At 69.9% G+C, this 20387-nt stretch carries 20 protein-coding genes; 9 read left to right on the top strand and 11 right to left on the bottom strand.

The annotated features are described in order from the left end of the window. Positions 1-2 precede the first annotated feature (2 nt). The gene (gene holA, locus ACT535_RS20725) at positions 3-1028 is read left to right on the top strand and encodes a DNA polymerase III subunit delta (RefSeq protein WP_168456417.1); all 1026 of its coding nucleotides are present in this window, start codon (positions 3-5) and stop codon (positions 1026-1028) included. Positions 1029-1420: 392 nt separating this feature from the next. Beyond that, positions 1421-1873, top strand: coding sequence for a hypothetical protein (locus tag ACT535_RS20720; RefSeq protein WP_476365848.1), 453 nt, complete (start codon positions 1421-1423; stop codon positions 1871-1873). Between the two features lie 9 nt (positions 1874-1882). On the opposite strand, the gene ACT535_RS20715 is transcribed toward ACT535_RS20720, so the two are convergent. The 3 genes from ACT535_RS20715 to ACT535_RS20705 all read right to left on the bottom strand — a co-directional run bounded on the left by ACT535_RS20715 (position 1883) and on the right by ACT535_RS20705 (position 4643). Beyond that, on the bottom strand, positions 1883-3241 hold the full coding sequence (locus ACT535_RS20715; protein WP_476365847.1) for an AmpG family muropeptide MFS transporter: 1359 nt from the start codon (positions 3239-3241) through the stop codon (positions 1883-1885). A 148-nt stretch (positions 3242-3389) separates the two neighbouring features. Then, positions 3390-4064 (bottom strand): response regulator transcription factor, encoded by a 675-nt coding sequence (locus ACT535_RS20710; RefSeq protein ID WP_168456414.1) that lies wholly within the window; start codon positions 4062-4064, stop codon positions 3390-3392. Positions 4065-4169: 105 nt separating this feature from the next. After that, entirely contained in the window at positions 4170-4643 is a 474-nt protein-coding gene (locus ACT535_RS20705) for a secondary thiamine-phosphate synthase enzyme YjbQ (protein ID WP_476365846.1), read from the bottom strand. Between the two features lie 106 nt (positions 4644-4749). On the opposite strand from ACT535_RS20705, the gene ACT535_RS20700 reads away from it, so the two are divergent. After that, the gene (locus tag ACT535_RS20700; protein ID WP_476365845.1) at positions 4750-5706 is read left to right on the top strand and encodes an alpha/beta hydrolase; all 957 of its coding nucleotides are present in this window, start codon (positions 4750-4752) and stop codon (positions 5704-5706) included. A 260-nt stretch (positions 5707-5966) separates the two neighbouring features. On the opposite strand, the gene ACT535_RS20695 is transcribed toward ACT535_RS20700, so the two are convergent. Together ACT535_RS20695 and ACT535_RS20690 are read right to left on the bottom strand one after the other, a co-directional pair. After that, a complete protein-coding gene (locus tag ACT535_RS20695) occupies positions 5967-6449 on the bottom strand; it encodes a hypothetical protein (protein ID WP_476365844.1) in 483 nt (160 codons plus the stop codon). A 99-nt stretch (positions 6450-6548) separates the two neighbouring features. After that, entirely contained in the window at positions 6549-7190 is a 642-nt protein-coding gene (locus tag ACT535_RS20690) for a DsbA family protein (RefSeq protein WP_476365843.1), read from the bottom strand. 190 nt (positions 7191-7380) lie between these two features. On the opposite strand from ACT535_RS20690, the gene ACT535_RS20685 reads away from it, so the two are divergent. From ACT535_RS20685 to ACT535_RS20675, 3 genes are all read left to right on the top strand, one after another. Beyond that, positions 7381-7632, top strand: coding sequence for a hypothetical protein (locus tag ACT535_RS20685; protein ID WP_476365842.1), 252 nt, complete (start codon positions 7381-7383; stop codon positions 7630-7632). Then, a complete protein-coding gene (locus ACT535_RS20680; RefSeq protein ID WP_168456408.1) occupies positions 7629-8078 on the top strand; it encodes a phage holin family protein in 450 nt (149 codons plus the stop codon). Before ACT535_RS20685 ends, ACT535_RS20680 begins: the two co-directional genes overlap by 4 nt. 216 nt (positions 8079-8294) lie before the next feature. Then, positions 8295-9728, top strand: a complete 1434-nt coding sequence (locus ACT535_RS20675) for a sodium:proton antiporter (RefSeq protein WP_476365841.1) — start codon at positions 8295-8297, stop codon at positions 9726-9728. A gap of 229 nt (positions 9729-9957) precedes the next feature. On the opposite strand, the gene ACT535_RS20670 is transcribed toward ACT535_RS20675, so the two are convergent. From ACT535_RS20670 to ACT535_RS20645, 6 genes are all read right to left on the bottom strand, one after another. Beyond that, positions 9958-11232: a class I SAM-dependent methyltransferase gene (locus ACT535_RS20670; RefSeq protein ID WP_476365840.1), complete on the bottom strand. Its 1275-nt coding sequence runs from the start codon at positions 11230-11232 to the stop codon at positions 9958-9960. Between the two features lie 345 nt (positions 11233-11577). Next, entirely contained in the window at positions 11578-12159 is a 582-nt protein-coding gene (gene rplI / locus ACT535_RS20665) for a 50S ribosomal protein L9 (RefSeq protein WP_168456405.1), read from the bottom strand. A 39-nt stretch (positions 12160-12198) separates the two neighbouring features. Beyond that, on the bottom strand, positions 12199-13152 hold the full coding sequence (locus tag ACT535_RS20660) for a DUF2232 domain-containing protein (protein WP_476365839.1): 954 nt from the start codon (positions 13150-13152) through the stop codon (positions 12199-12201). A 140-nt stretch (positions 13153-13292) separates the two neighbouring features. Continuing rightward, a complete protein-coding gene (gene rpsR / locus ACT535_RS20655) occupies positions 13293-13553 on the bottom strand; it encodes a 30S ribosomal protein S18 (RefSeq protein ID WP_168456403.1) in 261 nt (86 codons plus the stop codon). Continuing rightward, complete coding sequence (rpsF, locus tag ACT535_RS20650; protein ID WP_476327483.1) at positions 13553-14005, bottom strand: 30S ribosomal protein S6; 453 nt, start codon at positions 14003-14005, stop codon at positions 13553-13555. The genes rpsR and rpsF overlap by 1 nt, the downstream gene beginning before the upstream one ends. Before the next feature lie 479 nt (positions 14006-14484). Next, on the bottom strand, positions 14485-15555 hold the full coding sequence (locus ACT535_RS20645; RefSeq protein WP_476365838.1) for a polysaccharide deacetylase family protein: 1071 nt from the start codon (positions 15553-15555) through the stop codon (positions 14485-14487). 218 nt (positions 15556-15773) lie between these two features. On the opposite strand from ACT535_RS20645, the gene fabD reads away from it, so the two are divergent. The 3 genes from fabD (at position 15774) to ACT535_RS20630 (ending at position 20255) form a co-directional block, all read left to right on the top strand. Then, complete coding sequence (gene fabD, locus ACT535_RS20640; protein WP_168456400.1) at positions 15774-16760, top strand: ACP S-malonyltransferase; 987 nt, start codon at positions 15774-15776, stop codon at positions 16758-16760. A gap of 134 nt (positions 16761-16894) precedes the next feature. After that, entirely contained in the window at positions 16895-17638 is a 744-nt protein-coding gene (fabG, locus tag ACT535_RS20635; RefSeq protein ID WP_168456399.1) for a 3-oxoacyl-[acyl-carrier-protein] reductase, read from the top strand. Positions 17639-17753: 115 nt separating this feature from the next. After that, complete coding sequence (locus tag ACT535_RS20630) at positions 17754-20255, top strand: hypothetical protein (protein ID WP_476365837.1); 2502 nt, start codon at positions 17754-17756, stop codon at positions 20253-20255. Positions 20256-20387 lie beyond the last annotated feature (132 nt).

Here is a 20387-nt window from a genome sequence, read left to right as displayed (position 1 = left end):
GGATGGTCGCGGTCCGGCCCGGCGACGCCGACGCGGCGCTCGCCCGGCGCGACCGGTCCAAGAGCGTCGTCCTCATCTTCGGTCCCGACATTGGGCTCGTGCGCGAGCGCGCCGAGGGGCTGGTGCGGCGCGCCGTGCCCGACGCCCATGATCCCTTCGCCTTGGTGCGGCTGGAGGGCGACGAGATCGCCTCCGATCCCCGCCGGCTGATCGACGAGACCTCCACCATCGGCCTGTTCGGCGGCGAGCGGGTGGTGTGGGTGCGCGCCGGCTCCAAGAACATCGTGCCCGCGCTCCAGCCCGTGCTGTCCAGCGGTTCCGACACGCTGGTGGTGGTGGAGGCCGGCGACCTGAAGAAGGGCGCGCCGCTGCGCACGCTCTGTGAGAATGCGCAGAACGCCCTTGCCATCGCCTGCTATGCCGACAGCGAGCGCGACCTCGCCCGCCTCGTGGACCAGATGATGGCCGAAGCGGGCCTCGCCATCGACCGCGATGCGCGCGAACTGCTCGTCTCCCTCATCGGCGGCGACCGGCTGGCCTCGCGTGGGGAGATCGCCAAGCTCATCCTCTACGCCATGGGCACCGAGCGGGTGACGCTGGACGACGTGCGCCTCATCGTCGGCGATGCCTCGGCCCTCGCGCTGGACGACGTGGTGGATTCGGCGCTGGCCGGCGAGACGCGGGAGGCGCTGGCCGCCCTCTCCAAGGCCTTCGGCGCGGCCACGCGGCCGGATGCCGTGCTCGGCGCGCTGCTGCGGGCGCTGACGGCGCTGCATCCCATGACGCTGGCCGTGGCGGGGGGATCGAGCGCCGAGAGCGTGGTGGGCTCCGCCCGCCCGCCGGTGCATTTCTCCCGCAAGCCCAAGCTGGAAAAGGCCCTGCGCGGCCTTGACCCCGACCGCTGCATGAAGGCGCTGCTCGCCGTGGACGACGCGGTGCTTGCCGCCCGCCGCAACGCGACCCTCGCCCCCGCCATCTGCGAGCGCGTGGTGCTGCAAGTGGCCCAGCAGGCGGGGCGACGGCGGTAAAGGGCCGCTCTTTGCAGCGGTCGTTGGGGGCTTGTTCTGGCCACCGTCCCTTGGCGCCGTCATGGCCGGGCTTGTCCCGGCCATCCACGTGGGTCGGCCGGGAATAGGTCTGGGGACGCCTACTCGATCGGCCCGACGTGGATGCCCGGAACCCGCGTGTTCGCGGGTTCCGATCTCGGGAGCGGAAGTCGGCAACAGCCGACTTCCGGCACAAGGCCGGGTATGAGGGCAAGAGGGGCGTGGGAGCCGGCGCGAGACAGACAATGACGGCCGCCCTTCAGGCCATTTTCCGCCATCCGGTCCAGACGCGAGCGGTGCCATAAATCAGGATGGCGGCTTTGTCGCGCGTGCCGCCGTCCACGTCGCCCGTCCTCGCCTGCCCGGAGCGCCGCATGAGCTGGATCCTGCCGGACCGCATCGACAATCACTTCCCCGGTCACCGCGCGGTGGTAGGGGTGTTCGCGGTCATCACCGCCATGACCATCGGGCGCAGCCTGTTCCACATGCTCGCCCCGGATGGCGGGGCGCAGTCGGTGGCGCACATTCCGCTGGACACCTTCTCGCCGGTCCAGGCGGGTCAGGCGGTGATCTTCGTCTTCGCGCTGTGGGGCCTGTCGCAGCTCATCATGGGGGTGCTCTATGTGATCGCCCTGGCGCGCTATCGCGCGCTCATCCCGCTGCTGCTGGTGCTCATCGTCGTGGAATATACAGGCCGCTACCTGCTCGGCCACATGCGGCCGCTGGATGTGACCCACGCCCCGCCGGGCAAGATCCTGGACCACATCATGATCCCGCTCGCCCTCGTGCTGCTGGTCTTCAGCCGCCCCGTGTTCGGCCGGCGCTGAGCGCGCCGGTCAGGCCCTGTCCCGCGCCAGTTCGGCGAAGTGCCCCTTCATCTGCAGCCATCCGAGGGCGGCGAGGCCGGGCAGGCCGGCGACGGCGGTGAGGACGAAGAACAGCGGCCAGCCCGACGCCTCGGCGATGGCGCCGCTGGAGGAGCCGAGCAGGGTGCGACCCACCGCCGTGAGCGCCGTCAGCAGCGCATATTGGGTCGCGGTGTGCTCCCGCGCACCGCACAGGGCCGAGAGATAGGCGACGAAGATCACCGTGCCGATGGCGCTGGTGAAGTTCTCGATGAGGATGACGCCCGTCAGCACCGCCTCGTTCGGGCCCACATAGGCCTGGAGCGTGAAGCCGAGGTTGGAGGTGATCTGCAGGACGCCGGAGATCCACAGGCAGGTCACCAGCGGCCGCTCGCGGGCGATCCAGGCGCCCACGAAGCTGCCGGCGATGGTGCCGCCGAAGCCCACCACCTTCACGATCTCCACGTAGGTCGCCTTCGAGAAGCCGATATCGAGCACGAACGGCCCGGTGAGCACCCCGGCGAAGGCGTCGCAGAATTTGAACAGCATCACGAACAGGAGGATCATCACCGCCTGGTTGCGGCGGAGGAACTCGCCGAACGCGCCCATTGTGGTGGCGACGAGGCGGTGGCCGGTGCCTTCCTCCGGCGCGCGCACCGGCGCCGTCGGCTCCCGCGCGAATAGAGTGGCGCCGACACCGATCAGCACGCAGCCGGCAGCGATCATGTAGCCCCAGAACCAGCTCGTCCCGCGCGGCAGGTTCAGCGCCGTTTCCAGATAGGCGACCAGCGCGATGACGCCGGCGCCGGTGGCCAGCATGGCGATGCGATAGCCGGTGACATAGCCGGCCATGCCGGCCGCCTGCTCGCTGGCGCTTTCCAGCCGCTCCACGCGGAAGGCGTCCACCGCGATGTCCTGCGTCGCCGAGGCGATGGCGACGGCGAGCGCGCAGGCGGCGACGCCGAACGGTGCGGCAATGGGATCCTGAAGCGCCAGCGCGGCGATGGCGGCGATGAGCACGATCTGGCAGGTGAGCAGCCAGCCGCGCCGCCGGCCGAGCAGGCGGGAGAGGAGCGGCACGTCCACCGCGTCCAGCACCGGCGCCCAGAGGAACTTCAGCGTGTAGGGCAGGCCCACGAGGCTGAACAGGCCGATGGCGGTGAGCGTCACCCCCACGTCCTTCATCCACAGCGAGAGCGTGCCGCCCACCAGCGCCAGAGGCAGGCCCGAGGAGAAGCCGAGCAGGCTGACGGAGAGCACATCGCGCTGGGTATAGAGCGCGACCGCCTCGCGGATGGTGCGGCGGCGGGGGGCTTCGGTGCCGTTGGCGCCCAGGCTTTGCTCGGTCATCTCGATCCTTCCGCCGCGCCCGCGTGGGGAGCGTGCCGCCGCGGGATGCTGCGCGCGGCATCCCGGTCCTCGCTCTTCCTTATGAGCGTGACCGGTGAAGAGGTCCCTACCGTGGCAGGATGACCGGGCAGAACGGGCCGGCCCGCGCTCAGGCCTGCGGGTGGCTCCACAGGCCCTGTTCCACCTTGGACACCGCGATCACGGCCTGGGTGCGGCTTTCCACGCCCAGCTTCTGCAGGATGGCGGAGACGTGGGCCTTCACCGTCGCCTCGGAAACCGACAGCTCATAGGCGATCTGCTTGTTGAGCCGGCCCTCGGCCAGCATCATCAGCACCCGCACCTGCTGGGGCGTGAGGGTGGAGAGCCGGGCGATGATGGCGTCGGTCTCGGCGTCGGCCTTGGTGGTCACGCTGGTGTCGGGCGGCAGGAAGGTCTCGCCCTTCAGCACCTGGGCCACCGCATCGCGCATGTTGCCGACGCTCATGCTCTTGGGGATGAAACCGGAGGCGCCGAGATCGAGGCAGCGGCGGATCACCGCCGGCTCCTCGTTGCCGGAGACCACCACCACCGGGATCGCCATGTATTGGGCGCGCAGATAGATGAGGCCGGAAAAGCCCCGCGCGCCCGGCATGGTGAGGTCGAGCAGGATCAGGTCGAACTCGGGGTCGCGCTCAAGGAGCGCGGTCAGGTCATCGAAGGTGCCGACCTCCTCGATCCTGGCATCGGCGCTGCGGCCGAGCACCGCCTCGCGCAGGGCACCGCGGAACAGGGGATGGTCGTCGGCGATGACGAGGCGCAGTCCGTTCCCGGCATCTTCCACCATGCTTCCTCCCCCGCAAGGCTTGTGCCTCTTGTCGCGCGGCCGCCGCAACGCCCGCGCGAATCGATCCCGCGATCATCAATCCGTGGCGAAGCGGTGACAAGCCGATCAGGGAAATTGACCAAGCGTTCCGGTGAAAGTCAAAACCACCTCGCGCCGATGCGGCCGGTCGCGATGCTCCACGAGATAGATTCCCTGCCACGTGCCGAGCCCCGGCCGCCCGCCGCGCACGGGAATGGAGAGGCTGGCGTCGCTCAGCATGGTGCGCACATGGGCCGGCATGTCGTCCGGCCCTTCCGTGTCGTGGACCCAGCGGAAAGTGCGCGGCGCGAGGGTGCGCAAGGCGGTGAGGAGATCGGTCTGCACGTCCGGGTCGGCATTCTCCTGGATGGTGAGGGAGGCCGAGGTGTGCCGGCAGAAGACGGTGAGCACCCCGTCCCCGGCGGCGATCTCGCTGAGAAAGGCGGTGGCCTCGCGGGTGATGTCGGTGAAGCCCTCGCCGGGCGTCTCCACGGAAAGCGTCGCCTCGGCGTGGCGCACGGCCCCGCCGAGGCGCGCCGGGGTGCGGCTGGTGCGCGCCATGGTGATCTCTCCTCCTGCTTGCACGGCTCAAGCCCGCCACGTACGAGTTGGGACCTGTCGCGCCGCGCATTCCGGGCGGTTATTCCCGAACCATCAGGGTCGTTCAATGTCGAAGCTGGTTCTTGATCCCGCCGTGTTCTCCGCTGCGGCCGTCGCGCCCGACACGCGCATGGTCAACGACGCCATCGTGAAGGCCCTCTCCGCGATCCCGGACCGCTGGGCGTCGCCGCTGCCCGACATCCGCGCCGCCCGCCTCGCCGGCAAGGGCGTGTTTCCGCTGGCGCCGGAAAGCCCGCGCGCCTCGGTGGAGACCATCCCCGGCCCGCGTGGCCCGGTGCCGGTGCGCATTTTCATGCCGGACGGCGCGCCGAAGGGCGTCTATCTCCACATCCACGGCGGCGGCTGGACGGTGGGCTCGGCGCGCGAGAACGAGGCGCTGCTCGACCGCATCGCCGCCAATTGCGGCCTCGCCGTCGTTTCGGTGGACTATGCGCTGGCGCCGGAAGAGCCCTATCCCGCCGGCCCGGACGATTGCGAGGCGGCGGCGCTCTGGCTGGTGAAGGAAGGCAAGGCCCGCTTCGGCACCGAGCGCTTCGCCATCGGCGGCGAATCGGGCGGCGCGACCCTCGCCGTCGTCACGCTCCTGCGCCTGCGCGACCGCCACGGCATCGCGCCCTTCTCCGCCGCCGTGCTCACCGCCGGCTGCTACGATTTGCGCCTGACGCCCTCCGCCCGCAACTGGGGTGACCTGCCGCTGGTGCTGAACACGCGGGACATCACCTTCTTCGTCAACAACTACCTGCGCCTTCAGGGCAAGGCGGACGATGCGGACGTCTCGCCCCTCCTCGCCCCCCTCAAGGGCCTGCCCAAGGCGCTGTTCATCGTCGGCAGCCGCGACGCGCTGGTGGACGATACGCTGTTCATGGCCAATGCGTGGGTGGCGGCGGGCAACGACGCCGAGCTGGAGGTCTACCCCGGCGGCTGCCACGTCTTCATCGCCTTCCCCGGCACGATCTCCGACCAGGCGCTGAAGCGCATCGACGGGTATCTGGCGGATTTTTGAGGGGACGTCCTCGCGGTTTTCGACCTTCCCGCTCCTTCCAACCGTCGCCCTCCGGCGTGACCGGAGGGCCCATCTGCCCACCCGCGCTCGCTTCCGATGGCCGGGGCAAACGATGCCATGGGTCCTCCGGTCAAGCCGGAGGACGACGGCGGTTGGCGTCTGTCAGCCCTCTCACGTCTTGCCCCGCTGCGCGGGGACCCTCCCCTGGGCCCCGGATCAGCGCTCCGGCTCCGCCGTCGCTTGTCCGGGGCACGCTCTCCTCACAGCTTCTCCTGCCCGTTGGGCGCGCGGAATTCGTCGATCATTCCCCTGAGGCGGCGATAGAAGCGCTCGGCATAGGCGAAGGCGCGATCCATGTCGGAGGTGTCGGGGCCGGCGTTGGGGCCGGTGCTGGGCGGCAGAGGCGGCAGGGGTGGAAGCTGGGCCGAACGGCGCAGGCTCTCGTTTTCCGCCTGGAGCCGGGCGATCTCCGCCTCATAGGCATCGCGCGAATCCGGCACCGCCTCGCAGGTGAAGGCGGTGCCCCGCTTGGCGCACAAGGAGACGCGGCCGGTCTCCCGGTCGAGCTTCAGCGCGCCGCCCTCCACCGGGGCGAAGGAAAAGCGCGGCGCAACGGTGTCGCCGGGCGGCACCGGCACCTGGAGCGGCCCCTGCGCGAGGGCAGGCGCCGCCAGGAGAGTCGCAGCGAGGGCCGCCGCGAGGGGAAGCCCGGCCGAATGCGCCGGGGCTGCCGGGAAGACCATGCGCGCCTCCAAATCCAGCGTCCGCGTCCCGCGGCCATTCCGCGGCGTCACATCCGCTAGATAAGCACGCCGATCGGGGCCGGAAGGGGGCGGGAGCCTTCAGCCCACGTCCGGACGGTAGGGCGCCCGCCCGGAGGTGAGCGCCTCCTCCAGCAGGTCGATGCGGTCCTGCCCCCAGAACACCTCCCCGTCGAGCACGTAGGACGGCGCGCCGAACACGTCGGCGGCGAGCGCCTTGGCGCGGTTCTCCAGATAGAGCGCGGCGATCTTCTCCTCGCCCGCCGCGGCCACCAGTTCGGCGCCGGGCAGGCCCACGGCGTCGGCGCAGGCGGCGATGACCTCGGGCAGGCCGAGATTTTCCTGCCGCACCCAGACGCCGGAGAAGATGCGCTCCATCAGGTCGCCGGGGGCGTGGCCGGCCTCGATGGCGGCAATGATGGTGTGGTCGGCCAGCGTACCGTCGAACGGCCAGTGGACGGGGTGGACATTCAGCGCAACGCCGCGCTTCTCGCGCCAGCGCTGAAGCTCAAGGATGCGGTAGCGCTGGCGCGGCGGGGCGCGCTTGGACAGCGGCAGCCCGCCGGTCTCGGCGAAGACCGGGCCGAGGGACACCGGGTGGAACCGCACCTCCACCCCGTGGCGCGCGGCGAGGGCCATGACCGGGCGATGGCCGAGGAAGGTCCAGGGGCTCACGCTGGAGAAGAAATAGTCGAGGGTGCGCGGCGCGGCGGTCGGGCTCATTGGGGGCAGGCCTTCTTTGGGGGATCGCCCTTGGGCGGGAGGCGGATGCTAAAGCCTCTTTCCACCGCCTTGAAGCCGCGCACGCGGATCAATCGACCGATCCGGCAGTTGTTGCTTGCGCAGGGCGGCTTGACAGGGACGCGCACGGTGCTTCCCTCTCAGGCGGCCCGGAGACGATCCGGGAGGCGGCATGGGCGACGAACGGGAATCCGAGCTGGTCGGGCTCCAGAGCGAGCTGGCGGGGGTGGCGCTGAAGGCGGCCATGGCGAAGGACCCGCCGAGCGGACCTGAGGCGGCGGCCGCCGCCGGTGGCCGGACAGCGCGGCGAACGGTGCGGATGAACCCCTTGATGTGGATGGCGGTATCGTTTCTGGCCGGCACGGTGGCAGGCTCCCTGCTCCAGCCGGTCCGGTGGGTGCGCAGAGGAAGGGACGTGGGATGAACTTCGACCAGCTTTCGCGGAATCTGAAGATTCTGCTGCGCACCAACACCATCATCGCCGAAATCCACCTGCGCCACATCGCGGCGCGCACGGGCCTGTTCGCCTTCGCCGCCTTGGTGGCGAGCTTTGGCGTGGTGATGCTGGGCGTGGCGCTGTTCCTGGCGCTGGAGCAGTCCATGGGGCCGATCTGGGCAGCCGTGACGGTGGGCGGCGGTGGTCTCGTCCTCGCCCTCATCGTCGCCATCATCGGCGCCTCGCTGAAGCCGTCGCGCGAGCTGGCGCTGGCCAACCAGGTGAGCCAGTCCGCCATGGACGCGGTGGCCGCCGACCTGCGCGCCACCCAGGCCAACGTCGCGTCCTATGCCTCACTGGCCGCCGTGCCCGGCCTTGTGGTGCCGGCGCTGACCCTGCTGACGCGGCTGTTCCGCCGCCGTCCGCGGGCGTAGGCATCAAGGCGGCTTGATTCCGGCCCCCTCGGGCCGGCGAGGGCTGCGGCAGGCAACGGCGGGGGGCGGATGCCCGCGCGTCTGGCCCTGACCACGGTCCGCGCCCCAACCGCGGACCGTGCCGGCCGGTTTGGCCTTGCCACGTGGCAGCCCATCGTCCATCAAACTCCAGGCACAGCAATCTGGAGGGTGGCGATGATGGCGCCGGGTCGCGGGATGAGGGTCGCTTCGGGAGTTGCCGCAACACTCCTCCTGACCACCCTCACAGCCGCGCCGGCGCTTGCGGCCGACGGCGTGCCCAGCCTCAACGGCGCCACGCTGCCGTTGCTCTGGGGCATTCCCTTCGCCGGCATGCTGCTGTCGATCGCCCTCTTCCCGCTGCTCGCGTCCCACTTCTGGCACCACCATTACGGCAAGGTGGCGCTGTTCTGGGCGCTGGCCTTCGCGGTGCCCTTCTCGCTCACCTACGGCCCGTCCGCGACGGCGCATGAGGTGGTGCATACCGCGCTGCTCGAATACATCCCCTTCATCATCCTGCTGTTCGCCCTGTTCACCGTGTCCGGCGGCATCCTCGTCACCGGCAATCTCAAGGGCACGCCGCTGGTGAACACGGTGATCCTCGCCATCGGCACGGTCATCGCCAGCCTCATCGGCACCACCGGCGCCTCCATGGTGCTGATCCGCCCGCTGCTGCGCGCCAACGACAACCGGCGGCACAACGTCCACACGGTGGTGTTCTTCATCTTCCTGGTGTCGAACATCGGCGGCTCGCTGACCCCGCTCGGCGACCCGCCCTTGTTCCTCGGCTTCCTGAAGGGCGTGAACTTCTTCTGGACCACCACCCACCTGCTGCATGACACGGCGGTGATCGTGGCCATCCTGCTCGTCGCCTTCTACCTGCTCGACCGCTTCTTCTATTCCCGCGAGGACGAGATCATCCGCCATCCGCCGGACCCGACTCCCTCCACCGAGGGCCTCGGCCTGCGTGGCGCGCAGAACGTGCCGCTGCTGGGCGGCATCATCGGCGCCATCCTCATCTCGGCCCTGTGGAAACCCGGCATCAATTTCGACGTCTACGGCACCCATGTGGAGCTGCAGTGGGTGGTGCGCGACGTGCTGCTGATCGTGTTCGCGCTGATCTCGCTCGCCATCACCCCGGCGCTGGTGCGCGAGCGCAACGGCTTCGACTGGGAGCCCATCCTGGAAGTGGCGAAGCTCTTCGCCGCCATCTTCCTCACCATCATCCCGGTGATCGCCATCCTCAAGGCCGGCACCAGCGGCGCGCTATCGCCGCTGGTCAACCTCGTCACCGGATCGGACGGGCAGCCGGTGAACGTCTGGTATTTCTGGCTTACCGGCGCGCTCTCCGCCTTCCTCGACAACGCGCCAACCTATCTCGTGTTCTTCAACCTCGCCGGCGGCGATCCCCACCAGCTGATGGGGCCGCTGGCGGTGACGCTGGAAGCCATCTCGGCCGGCGCGGTGTTCATGGGCGCGCTCACCTATATCGGCAACGCGCCGAACTTCATGGTGCTCTCCATCGCCCGCCACCGCGGGGTGAAGATGCCTAGCTTCTTCGGCTACATGGCGTGGTCCTTCACCTTCCTGCTGCCGCCCTTCGCCTTCATCACCTGGCTGTATTTCGTCTGAGGGGTGGCCCGCATGTCAGTCTATCCACGACGCCCGCGCCCCGGACGCATGCAGCGTTAGCGGAATGCGAGCCGGGGCCCAGCGCAAGGGACCGCCGAAGGCGCTTCCTGACCGTACCAACCCTTGGCACTGTCCCGCTGCGCGGGGAATCTTACCCTGGACCCCGGCTCGGCGCTCCGGCTTTCGCCGTCGCTGGTCCGGGGAACGGGCTGGCAGCCGTCAAAGCCCCCTATTCCCCCGCCAGCCGCAGCGGCATGCCGTGGGCGGCTTCCGCCCTTCTGAGCCGCGCTTCCGCCTCGGCGATGTAGCCGCGCGTGAGGGGCACCGCATCCTGCCGGCGGGCGAGCTGAATCTGGAACACGTTCAGGCCCTGGTGGCGGAAGCCCATTTCGCTGGCGGCGAGATAGAATTCCCACATGCGGCAGAAGCGCTCGTCGGTGAGCCGCGCCGCCTCCTCCCAGCGGGCGCGGAAGCGCTGGCGCCAGGCCTTCAGCGTTTCGGCATAATGCAGCCGCAGCAGCTCGATGTCGGTGACGACCAGCCCGCTCTTCTCGATGTGCGGTGTGACCTCCGACAGGGCCGGGATGTAGCCGCCGGGGAAGATGTATTTGGCGATGAACGGGTTGGTGACGCCCGGCGGGTCGGAGCGGCCAATGGCGTGCAGCAGCATCACCCCGTCGTCCTTCAGCAGGCTGTGCGCCTTGCGGAAGAAGGCGCCGTAATGGTCCACGCCCACATGCTCGAACATGCCCACCGAGACGATGCGATCGAACGGCCCCTCCACGTCGCGATAGTCCTGCAGGGCGAATGTCACCTGCCCCGCCATGCCCCGCTCGTCGGCGCGGGCGGTGGCGAGCGTGAGCTGCTCCTGCGAGAGGGTGATGCCTGAGACCTCCGCCCCCACCATCTCGGCGAGATAGAGGGCAAGCCCGCCCCAGCCGGAGCCGATGTCGAGCACCCGGAGCCCCGGCCGGTCCAGCACGAGCTTGGCCGCCACGTGCCGCTTCTTGGCGAGCTGGGCGTCGTCGAGGCTCTGCCCCGCATGCTCGAAATAGGCGCAGCTGTATTGCCGGTCGTGGTCGAGGAAGAGGGAATAGAGCCGCCCGTCGATGTCGTAATGGTGCGCCACGTTGCGGCGCGCCGTCTCGCGCGGATTGAACTGGGCGATGCGCCGCCCGAGCCGCCGCAGCACATGGAACGCCTTGGCCGGCACGCTCGGGTTGAACGCGGCGGGCTGGGACATGAGCAAAGCGAGGAGATCGGCGATGCTGCCGTCCTCCATCACCAGCGTGCCGTCCATATAGGCCTCGCCGAGCCTCAGCTCGGGATCGAGGACGATGCCGCGCTCGGCTTCCGCGCAGGTGAAGCGGACGGCGAGCGGCGTTCGGGGCGGGCCGGCGCGGGGAGAACCGTTCACGGTGAAGCTCTGGCCGGAGGCCGTCGTGACCTTCAGCGCGCCATCGACGATGACGCGTCGCAGCAGTGTTTCCAGCAACCGGTCCATCGGCCGCCTCCACGCTCGCCCGCTCGATCCTTTCCCGCTTCCCGGCAACGCCCGCGCTGGTGCTCGAATACAAGGGGACGGAGCACCAACGCGCGGCGCAAGGATAAGTTCGGGCCACCCCCTGCGACCCGAAGTTCCCTGCCTGAAGCGCCGCAACGGAGAAATGAAACCACCAAGCGTGCGGCACCGCAATACGGCACGCGGCGATTTGACCGGCGGGGGCGGTCCCGCCCCTCCCCCGCCCCTGCCCTGCCCCAAACGAAAACGGCGCCCCGGCGGGTAAGGCCGGGACGCCGTAGGAAACGCTGACGGCCGGCGCCGGGGCGCCGGTGCCGCTGGCCGAAATCAGGCTTCCTCGCCTTCCTCGGCGGCGACTTCGGCGGCCACGGCGGCGCGCTCGATGGCGAGCTCGGCCTCGATCTCGGCGTCCTCGTCACGGGCGGTGCGCACGTCCTCGCCGCGGGCCTGGCGCTCGGCCTCTTCCGCGTTGCGGGCGACGTTGACCTGCACGGTCACCTCGACCTCGGGGTGCAGGCTCACCGGCACGGTGTGCAGGCCCAGGGTCTTGATGGGGTGGTTCAGCACGATCTGGCCGCGGTCCAGGCTGAAGCCGGCGGCGGTGAAGCCCTCGGCGATGTCGCGCGTGGACACCGAGCCGTAGAGCTGGCCGCTCTCGCCCGCCTGACGGATCATGATGACGGCCTGGCCGGCGAGCTTCTCGGCCACTGCCTCGGCGTCCTTGCGACGCTCCAGGTTGCGGGCCTCGAGCTCGATCTTCATGGTCTCGAAGCGGTCCTTGTTCGCCTTGGTGGCGCGCAGGGCCTTGCCGTTGGGCAGCAGGAAGTTGCGGGCGAAGCCGTCCTTGACCTTCACCACTTCGCCCATCTGGCCGAGCTTTGCGACGCGCTCGAGAAGAATGACGTCCATTTTGGTTCTCCTGTCTCTGATCGTTGGATTTGGATGATTTCAGCGGTCGTTCGCGGCGGGCGGGCTTTGCCCGGAGCCCATGCGCGAGCGGAAGTCGAACATGGCGTCGACGAAGCCGAGCACCGCCATCGCGAGGACCGGCCAGCCCAGCACGGCGGTGGTGAGCCACAGCCCCGCGAGGATGAGGAAGCGGGCCGAGTGGCCCATGGTCACGGCATGCACCACGGCGAAGCCCGTGAGGGCATAGGCGCACACCAAAGTCGTGGCCGCGGCGGAAGCGGATAGTCCCACCATCGCCCCGGCCATGGACAAGGCGATCGCCACCGCCAGCACCAGCGAGGTGACCGGCGGCAGGCGGACGGCCGACAGGGTCGGCCACGGACGCCTGAGGCGGCCGGAGATTCGCGCGGCGCGGGCCGCGAGATAGAGGCAGACGAGCTGCGAGACCATGGACATCACCGCCGCCATGCCCGGCAGCAGGCGCGCCACGAGGGCACCCACGGCGGTGGGATCGGTCGGCTGCGCCCCCGGCAGCACCTGGCCGGAGAGCAGCGCCTCGAACGCGGCGATCACCGCCCGGCGGTAGCTCTCGTAATCACCGGCGACGGCGAACAGGGCGATGATGACGGCGAGGGTCGAGACGGCGGCGGAGAGCAGCACCAGCCCGCCCACCGGGAACCACACCAGCCCGTCGCGGCCGGCCGGATCGGGCCGTGCGAGCATGGCCGCATAGGACAAGGCGAAGGCCGGTCCGCCGATGCTGACCGCGTAGGTGAGGACGAGGCTGCCGCCGAAGGCGAGACCGATCCCCGCCGCGCCCACGAGAACCGCCACCAGCGCCGAGAGCGGCGAGAAGGCGATGCCGGCGATCATCACCGGAAGGGGCGAGAGATAGAACAGGGGCACGGCCAGCGCCGATCCCGCCGCGGCTCCGGCGGCAAGAAGGGCGGATGCGAGGCCGGCAGCCACGCCTGTGAGAAGAAGGTACACCATCTCGACAAGCTGTCCCGCGGGTGCGGTTAGAGGCGGGATTTCCGCCCCAGCAGACGTTCCGGGGGTCATTCCCCGAAGCGCGTCTTTCAAAAAAGTTCGCCCTCCCGGAGGAGGGCGAACCGGATCAAAGGATCACGCGATCAGCGGATCACGAAGGGCAGCAGGCCCAGGAACCGCGCGCGCTTGATGGCGGCGGACAGCTCGCGCTGCTTCTTGGCGGAAACCGCCGTGATGCGCGAGGGCACGATCTTGCCGCGCTCGGAGATGTAGCGCTGCAGGAGACGCACATCCTTGTAGTCGATCTTCGGCGCGTTCGGGCCGGAGAAGGGGCAGGTCTTGCGACGGCGGAAGAAGGGACGGCGCTGACCGCCGCCGGCGCCACCGGACGATGCGAAAGCCATCAGTTCTCCTCCTCGGCCTGCACTTCTTCAGTCGGACGCGGACGGCGCGGGCGATCCTCGCGGCCGCCGAAGCGGTCACCACGATCACCGCGGTCGCCACGCTCTCCGCGCTCGCCACGATCGTCCCGGTCACGCTTCTGGAGCATGGCGGAGGGACCCTCCTCGTGCTCCTCGACGCGCAGGGTGAGGACGCGCAGGACGTCCTCGTCGATGCGCTGCTGGCGCTCCAGCTCCTGCACCGCCGCCGCGGGGGCGTCGATGTTGAGCAGGGTGAAGTGGGCCTTGCGGTTCTTGTTGATGCGATAGGTGAGGGACTTCACGCCCCAGTACTCGGTCTTGCCGACCGAGCCGCCATTCGCCTCGATGACACCCTTGAATCGGGTGGTGAGTTCCTCGACCTGCTGCGCCGTAACGTCCTGGCGCGCGAGGAACACGTGCTCGTAGAGCGGCATGTGTTCACTGCCTTTCGGTTTCACTCTTCTGTCCACCGGCGCCAAGCCCTTCTTGCCTTTCGGAAAGGCGCGAAGCTCGGAAGGCGGGGACACGGGACGACGGGCTCTCGCCCTGCCCTCCTCGACCTTGGCCAACCCCGTGGGATGGGCCGCGGCAAAAGAAGACCGTCCGTTCAGCCCCCGGCCGGGTGCGACGGAAGCGGGGCGTATAGCAGGTTTCGAGGGAAAGGCAAGGCGGAGAGGGGGAACCCGTCAAGGTTCGCAGGACCAGCGACGGCGCAGCCGGAGCGCCGAGCCGGGGTCCTGCGTAAACCGCTCTCCCCGTCGCCCTCCGGCTTGACCGGAGGGCCTAACTGCCCACCCGAGCACGCTTCCGATGGCTGGGACAAACGGCGCCATGGGTCCTCCGGTCAAGCGGAGGACGACGATGGTGGCGGAGCACGAAGGGGGTGGGAGGATGACTGTCCCGCCCCAGCCCCTCAATACAGCCCGACGCTGGCCGGCGGGCGGGGCGCGGTGGAGGCGGGCTTGGCGCTCACGGGCTTGGCCGTCGCGGTGGCCGCCGGCTTCGTGCCGGTGGAGCCGGTGGTGTTGGCGGCGGCAGCCGTGCCCTGGGGCTTCGGCTTCTTCTTCGGCGCCGGGTTGAGCGAAGCGACCTTGGGCTCGGGCATCGCCTTGTTCATGGCGATGAGCTGGGAGACGGTGACGAACTTGTAGCCCTTGGCCAGAAGGTCATCGAGCGTCTTCGGCATGGCATCCACCGTGGTGGGGTGGATGTCATGGGAGAGGATGATCGCGCCGGGATGCACGTTCTTCAGGATGCGGTCGTGGATGACCGTCGGGTTGCGGTCCTTCCAGTCCAGCGGGTCCACGGACCAGTAGATGAAGGTGGAGCCGAACTTCTCGCGCAGATGCGCGCGCAGCGCCGGGGTCATGGCGCCGTAGGGCGGGCGCACATTGTGGACCTTGAGGCCGGTGATCTGCTCGATGGCGGCGTTGGTGTCGCCGATCTGCTTGTCGGCGGCGGCCACGGGGATCTTGGGCAGCTGGGGATGATCCCAGGAATGGTTCGCCACCTCGTGCCCCTGGGCGATCATCTGCTTGATGATGTTGGGCGAGGCCACGGCGCGGCTGCCGAGCACGAAGAAGGTGGCCTTGATGCCCCGCTGCTCCAGCATCTTCAGAAGACGCGGCGTGGTCTCGGGATTGGGGCCGTCGTCGAAGGTCATGGCGATGTAGGGGCCATCGACCGTCGCCGAGGAATAGGCGATGAGATTGTGCGGGTTCGTGCCGTTGGCCTCGGCCGCGGGGGCGGCCATGCCGGTGCTCGACGACAGGCCCGCCGGGGCCGGCTCCATCATGGAGGAGGGCACGGGCCCGGTCATCAGCGCCGGCTTCGGCGGGGTGAAGGTGGCGGTGGGCGGCGCGGAAGGCGCGGTGCCGGACGGCGTCAGCGTCTGCGCGCAGGCAGGGACGATGACGGTGGCGGAGAGGAGAGCGGCGGCAAGAAGCGCCGGAAATCCCCGGATGGCCTTCACTTCAGGCTTCACGGCGGAACCACTTTCTGATGCGGACGTACTCAACGGCGCCCAATGTCCATCGCTCGTTATGGATAAATTGTGAAGCGGGCGTGGCCAACCCCCAGTTTCCTTATCGTAAGGTCGGGTTGACACACAGAGGGTGAGTCGCCTTACCGCTGGCCTTGCCTTGACTCGCCCACAATCCCGGTGTCTCTCCGCTCCCCAATTTCCAGCCGGAGGGCCGCCCAATGACCGAAGGGTCGCGCACAACACCCCAGACCGCCTTCATTTTCCCCGGTCAGGGCAGCCAGGCCGTGGGCATGGGCAAGGCCCTGGCCGACAATTTCCCCGCCGCAAAGGCCGTGTTCGAGGAGGTGGACGCCGCCCTCGGAGACAGCCTGACCAAGGTGATGTGGGAAGGCCCCTCCGACGCGCTGACCCTGACCGCCAACGCCCAGCCGGCGCTGATGGCGGTATCCATTGCCGCGCTCCGGGTTCTCGAATCGGAAGCGGGGCTTGATCTCGCCCGCGAGGCGGCCTTCGTCGCCGGCCATTCGCTGGGCGAATATTCGGCCCTCGCCGCGGCCGGCGCCCTCACCGTCACCGAGGCGGCGCGGCTCCTGCGCATCCGCGGCCGCGCCATGCAGGATGCGGTGCCGGTGGGCGAAGGCGCCATGGCCGCCCTGCTCGGCCTCGACTACGACCAGGCCGTCGCGGTAGCGGCGGAAGCCGCCGGCGACGACGTGTGCGAGGCGGCCAACGACAATGCCCCCGGGCAGGTGGTGGTCTCCGGCACCAAGGCCGCCGTGGAGCGCGCCATCGCCATCGCGAAGGAGCGCGGCGCGCTGAAGGCGGTGCTGCTGCCGGTGTCCGCCCCCTTCCATTGCCGCCTCATGGGCCCCGCCGCCGAGGCCATGGAAGTGGCCCTCTCCGGCTCCACCGTGATGACGCCGCGCGTGCCGCTGGTCGCCAACGTGCGCGCCTCTCCGGTCACCGACCCCGCCGAGATCGTCCGCCTTCTGGTGGAGCAGGTGACGGGCACCGTGCGCTGGCGCGAAAGCGTGATCTACATGGCCGGCGCGGGCGTCACCCGCGTGGTCGAGGTGGGCGCCGGCAAGGTGCTCTGCGGTCTCGTGAAGCGCATCGACAAGCAGATCGCGGCCAGCGCCGTGGGCACGCCCGAGGACGTGGCGGCCTTCATCGCCGCCCGCAACGCGGCCGCTTCCGCCGCCTGACATGGTCTCACCGATGGGCGCCCTCCCCGGAAAAAATCCGGGCGAGGGCGTCCGCGCGTCGGGACACCACCCGGCCAAGCCGATACAACCGGCGGCGCAAAAGCCGCGACACCCGAAAGAAACTGGGGGCTGACATGTTCGATTTGACCGGCAAGACCGCGCTCGTGACCGGCGCCACCGGCGGCATCGGCGGCGCCATCGCCAAGGCGCTGCACGCCCAGGGCGCCACCGTCGCCGTCTCCGGCACCCGGCGCGAGGCGCTCGATGCCATCGCCGCCGAGATGGGCGGCGAGCGCGTCATCGTGCTGCCCTGCAACCTCGGCAACACGGAAGAGGTGGAAAAGCTCATCCCCTCCGCCGAGGAGGCGCTGGGCGGGCATGTGGACATCCTCGTCAACAATGCCGGCATCACCCGCGACAACATCTTCATGCGCCTCAGCGACGAGGCGTGGGACCAGGTGATCGCGGTGAACCTCACCGCCGCCTTCCGCCTGTCGCGCGCCGCCGTGCGCACCATGATGCGCCGCCGCTCCGGCCGCATCATCTCCATCACCTCCATCGTCGGCGTCACCGGCAATGCGGGCCAGGGCAATTATGCCGCCGCCAAGGCCGGCATGATCGGCATGTCCAAGTCGCTGGCGCAGGAAGTCGCCTCGCGCGGCGTGACCGTGAACTGCATCGCCCCCGGCTTCATCGCCACGCCGATGACCGACGCGCTCAACGAGAAGCAGCGCGAGGGCATCCTCAAGGCCGTGCCGGCCAACAAGCTCGGCACCCCCGAGGACATCGCCGCCGCCTGCGTCTACCTCGCCTCCAACGAGGCCGCCTACGTCACCGGCCAGACGCTGCATGTGAACGGCGGCATGGCGATGATCTGACGCCTTCCGATACCGTTTTTCGGCGTCCGCCCGGCTCCTTCAACCGGGCGGACGTTGTAAGCGGGACGGGAACTATTCTATCCTGCGTGTGCGTGCGGGGGGACGGGAGGCACGCATGAGGATAGAGCGTGTGAGCGCGGGCTCCGAGCCTGCGCCGGGTCTGTCACTGCGGCAGAAGCCGCGCAATATTCTATCGCGCTTCTGGAGCCGCATCCTCGATCTCACGCTGGTCCTGTGGGTGGTGCGGGTTCCGCTTCTGAGCGTGCTCCTCGGCCTCGCCATGATGGCCGGGGTGACGCAGGCGCAGGACGTGATGCTCGACGTCGCCATGGCCGGTGCGCCCGTCGGCGCCGCGGCCGGCCTCTCGCGGGCGATTCTTTCCCTTGTCCTCGCCGTCTTCCTGCTGTGGGCCATGCCGGTCCACTATGCCGCGCGCCTGCTGGTGGAGACCGACAACGGCCTTGCGGTTCTGGTGGCCCGGCGCAATGCCGCGGCCGGCCGGCGCGGTGTCGCCGGGCGCGACCGGCTGACGGCAGCCATGGTGCGGGAGGTGCCGCGCCTCATCGGCGTCATGCCCTTCCTGATCTTCGCCATCGGGGCGGACGCGGCCATCTCGAACCTGCCGACGCTCGCCGACCGCCCGGCCATCGAGGCCGCCCACCAGCAGCTCGTGGTGCTCGTCTGGGCGATGGTGGCGGCGGTGCCGCTCTTCTATCTCTATTGCGTGCTGCGCGGGCGGCTGACCCAGGTCGGTGTGCTGGCCGCCTTCGACCGCGCGCTGGGGCACTGGCTGAAGCCGGTGTTCGGCCTCCTCGGCATCGCGCCCCGGCGGGACGACGCGGACGGCCAGCTCCACGCCACCGGCCGCCTCGTGCTCCTGTTCTACGCCTTGCTGGTGGTGGCGGTGCTGGTGGCGAGCCCGCACTGGCTGGCGGCGCGGCTGCCGCTCGCCTATGCGGTGCCGCTGATCTTCGGCGGGTGGGTGCCGATCCTCGCCTATCTGTCCTCGGTCGGACGGCGCTTCCACGTGCCGATCCTGACCGGCCTGTTCCTCGCCGGCGCCATCGGCGTCTACGTGTTCGGCGACAACCACGCGGTGCGCACCGTGACCGCCGACGAGCCGGCCTATCGGCGCACCAGCCTCGTCCAGGCCGTCCACCTGTGGATGCGGGCCAATGGCTGCGCCGAACAGCCCTCGTCCTGTCCGCGCCCCATCATCGTCACCGCCGCCGGCGGAGCGAGCCGGGCGGGCTTCTTCATCGCCAGCGTGATCGGCCATTTCCTCGACTACGACCAGCAGAAGCAGGCCTTCAGCTTCACCCGCGCGGACGGCTCCAAGGTCAGCCGCGCGGCGCGGGACGACGGGCGCTTCACCCCCGCCATCCAGAGCGCGCTCGACGGAAAGGACATCGCCACCCGCCTGTTCGCCATCTCGGGCGTCTCGGGCGGCTCCCACGGGGCGGCGGTGGTGGCGGCCGCGTTGTCGGCCCGCACCGGCAAGGCGCCCCCCTGCCCGGCCGAGGCGCCGGCCCACTGGTTCGGCGGCGCCATCAACGGCTGGCGCGACTGCCTGGAGAGCATGACGGCGGACGATTTCCTCACCGCCACCTTCTTCGGCCTCGCCTTCCACGATCAGGTGCAGCTGTTCCTGCGCGATCGCGCCGCGCTGCTGGAGGAGGCCTGGGAGGCGAGCTTCGCCCGCCATGTGGGCGCGGCCGGCGCCCAGGCCGGCCCCGGCGCCGCCCGCCGCCTCTCCGAGCCGTTCCTCGGCGCCCCGCGCGATCCCGAGCACTGGGTGCCCTATCTGGTGCTCAACGGCACGTCGGTGGAGACCGGCCAGCGCATCATCACCACCGACCTCCTGCCGACCTACGCGGCGGCGAGCCGCTGCCCGAGCGGCGGCCCCAATGCCGAATGCCCCATCTTCACCCACGCCATCGACTTCCACAGCCTCGTGCGCTCGGACCTCGACGTGCGGCTCTCCACGGCGGCCACCAACTCCGCCCGCTTCCCGGTGATCTCGCCGCCGGGCTCCATCTACCAGGTGGACACGGACGTGGTGGACCGCATCGTGGACGGCGGCTACTTCGAGAATTTCGGCGCCGAGAGCGCGCTCGAGCTGGCGCAGGCCATCGTGGACGTGGAGCCGGCGCTGGCGCCCTTCATCCTCGTCGTCTCCAACGATCCCCAGAGCGTCCTCACCGAGGAGCGCACCGCCCGCGGCGTGGTGGTGCCGGATGCGGCCGACCACAGCCTCCTGCCCGAGGTCGCAGGCCCGCTCGGCGCCATCGGCGCGGTGCGCAGCGGTCGCGGCCGTCTCGCCGTCGCCCATGCCGCCGCCTGGCTCGATACGCGCTTCGGGGGGCGCTGCCCGGTCAGCCTCGTGCAGATCAAGGTCTGGCCCGAGGACAGCGCCGGCCACTGCCCGGTGGGCACCGCGACGCCGGAAAAGATCCGGCAGGTCTCCATGAGCTGGTGGCTCTCCAAGCCGGTGCAGATGAACCTGCACGAGCAATTGGAACCCACCCCCGACCGCTGCAACAACCGCACGGCGGTGGAGCAGGTCTGGGCCGCCCTCGCCACCCGCTCGGAAGCCTGCACCGGCCCCACGCCTTGAGGGGTGGGCGCGACGTCGGGCGCTGGCACCCGTCCGCCGAACCGCCCTCGCGCCGCGGACGCATGCAGCGCCAGCGGAATGCGCGCCGGGGTCCCGCGCAACAAACCGCCGCAGGCGCTTCGTGATCCCACC

Source organism: Xanthobacter sp. DMC12, assembly GCF_056314105.1.
Note: the sequence above shows the minus strand (reverse complement) of the source record. Positions and strands in the feature narration are given on the sequence as shown.

Excerpts from the sequence above, each read along its gene's own strand:
- holA (WP_168456417.1), top strand. The coding sequence starts at position 3 with ATGGTCGCGGTCCGGCCCGGCGACGCCGACGCGGCGCTCGCCCGGCGC.
- ACT535_RS20720 (WP_476365848.1), top strand. The coding sequence starts at position 1,421 with ATGAGCTGGATCCTGCCGGACCGCATCGACAATCACTTCCCCGGTCAC.
- ACT535_RS20715 (WP_476365847.1), bottom strand. The coding sequence starts at position 3,241 with ATGACCGAGCAAAGCCTGGGCGCCAACGGCACCGAAGCCCCCCGCCGC.
- ACT535_RS20710 (WP_168456414.1), bottom strand. The coding sequence starts at position 4,064 with ATGGTGGAAGATGCCGGGAACGGACTGCGCCTCGTCATCGCCGACGAC.
- ACT535_RS20705 (WP_476365846.1), bottom strand. The coding sequence starts at position 4,643 with ATGGCGCGCACCAGCCGCACCCCGGCGCGCCTCGGCGGGGCCGTGCGC.
- ACT535_RS20700 (WP_476365845.1), top strand. The coding sequence starts at position 4,750 with ATGTCGAAGCTGGTTCTTGATCCCGCCGTGTTCTCCGCTGCGGCCGTC.
- ACT535_RS20695 (WP_476365844.1), bottom strand. The coding sequence starts at position 6,449 with ATGGTCTTCCCGGCAGCCCCGGCGCATTCGGCCGGGCTTCCCCTCGCG.
- ACT535_RS20690 (WP_476365843.1), bottom strand. The coding sequence starts at position 7,190 with ATGAGCCCGACCGCCGCGCCGCGCACCCTCGACTATTTCTTCTCCAGC.
- ACT535_RS20685 (WP_476365842.1), top strand. The coding sequence starts at position 7,381 with ATGGGCGACGAACGGGAATCCGAGCTGGTCGGGCTCCAGAGCGAGCTG.
- ACT535_RS20680 (WP_168456408.1), top strand. The coding sequence starts at position 7,629 with ATGAACTTCGACCAGCTTTCGCGGAATCTGAAGATTCTGCTGCGCACC.
- ACT535_RS20675 (WP_476365841.1), top strand. The coding sequence starts at position 8,295 with ATGAGGGTCGCTTCGGGAGTTGCCGCAACACTCCTCCTGACCACCCTC.
- ACT535_RS20670 (WP_476365840.1), bottom strand. The coding sequence starts at position 11,232 with ATGGACCGGTTGCTGGAAACACTGCTGCGACGCGTCATCGTCGATGGC.
- rplI (WP_168456405.1), bottom strand. The coding sequence starts at position 12,159 with ATGGACGTCATTCTTCTCGAGCGCGTCGCAAAGCTCGGCCAGATGGGC.
- ACT535_RS20660 (WP_476365839.1), bottom strand. The coding sequence starts at position 13,152 with ATGGTGTACCTTCTTCTCACAGGCGTGGCTGCCGGCCTCGCATCCGCC.
- rpsR (WP_168456403.1), bottom strand. The coding sequence starts at position 13,553 with ATGGCTTTCGCATCGTCCGGTGGCGCCGGCGGCGGTCAGCGCCGTCCC.
- rpsF (WP_476327483.1), bottom strand. The coding sequence starts at position 14,005 with ATGCCGCTCTACGAGCACGTGTTCCTCGCGCGCCAGGACGTTACGGCG.
- fabD (WP_168456400.1), top strand. The coding sequence starts at position 15,774 with ATGACCGAAGGGTCGCGCACAACACCCCAGACCGCCTTCATTTTCCCC.
- fabG (WP_168456399.1), top strand. The coding sequence starts at position 16,895 with ATGTTCGATTTGACCGGCAAGACCGCGCTCGTGACCGGCGCCACCGGC.
- ACT535_RS20630 (WP_476365837.1), top strand. The coding sequence starts at position 17,754 with ATGAGGATAGAGCGTGTGAGCGCGGGCTCCGAGCCTGCGCCGGGTCTG.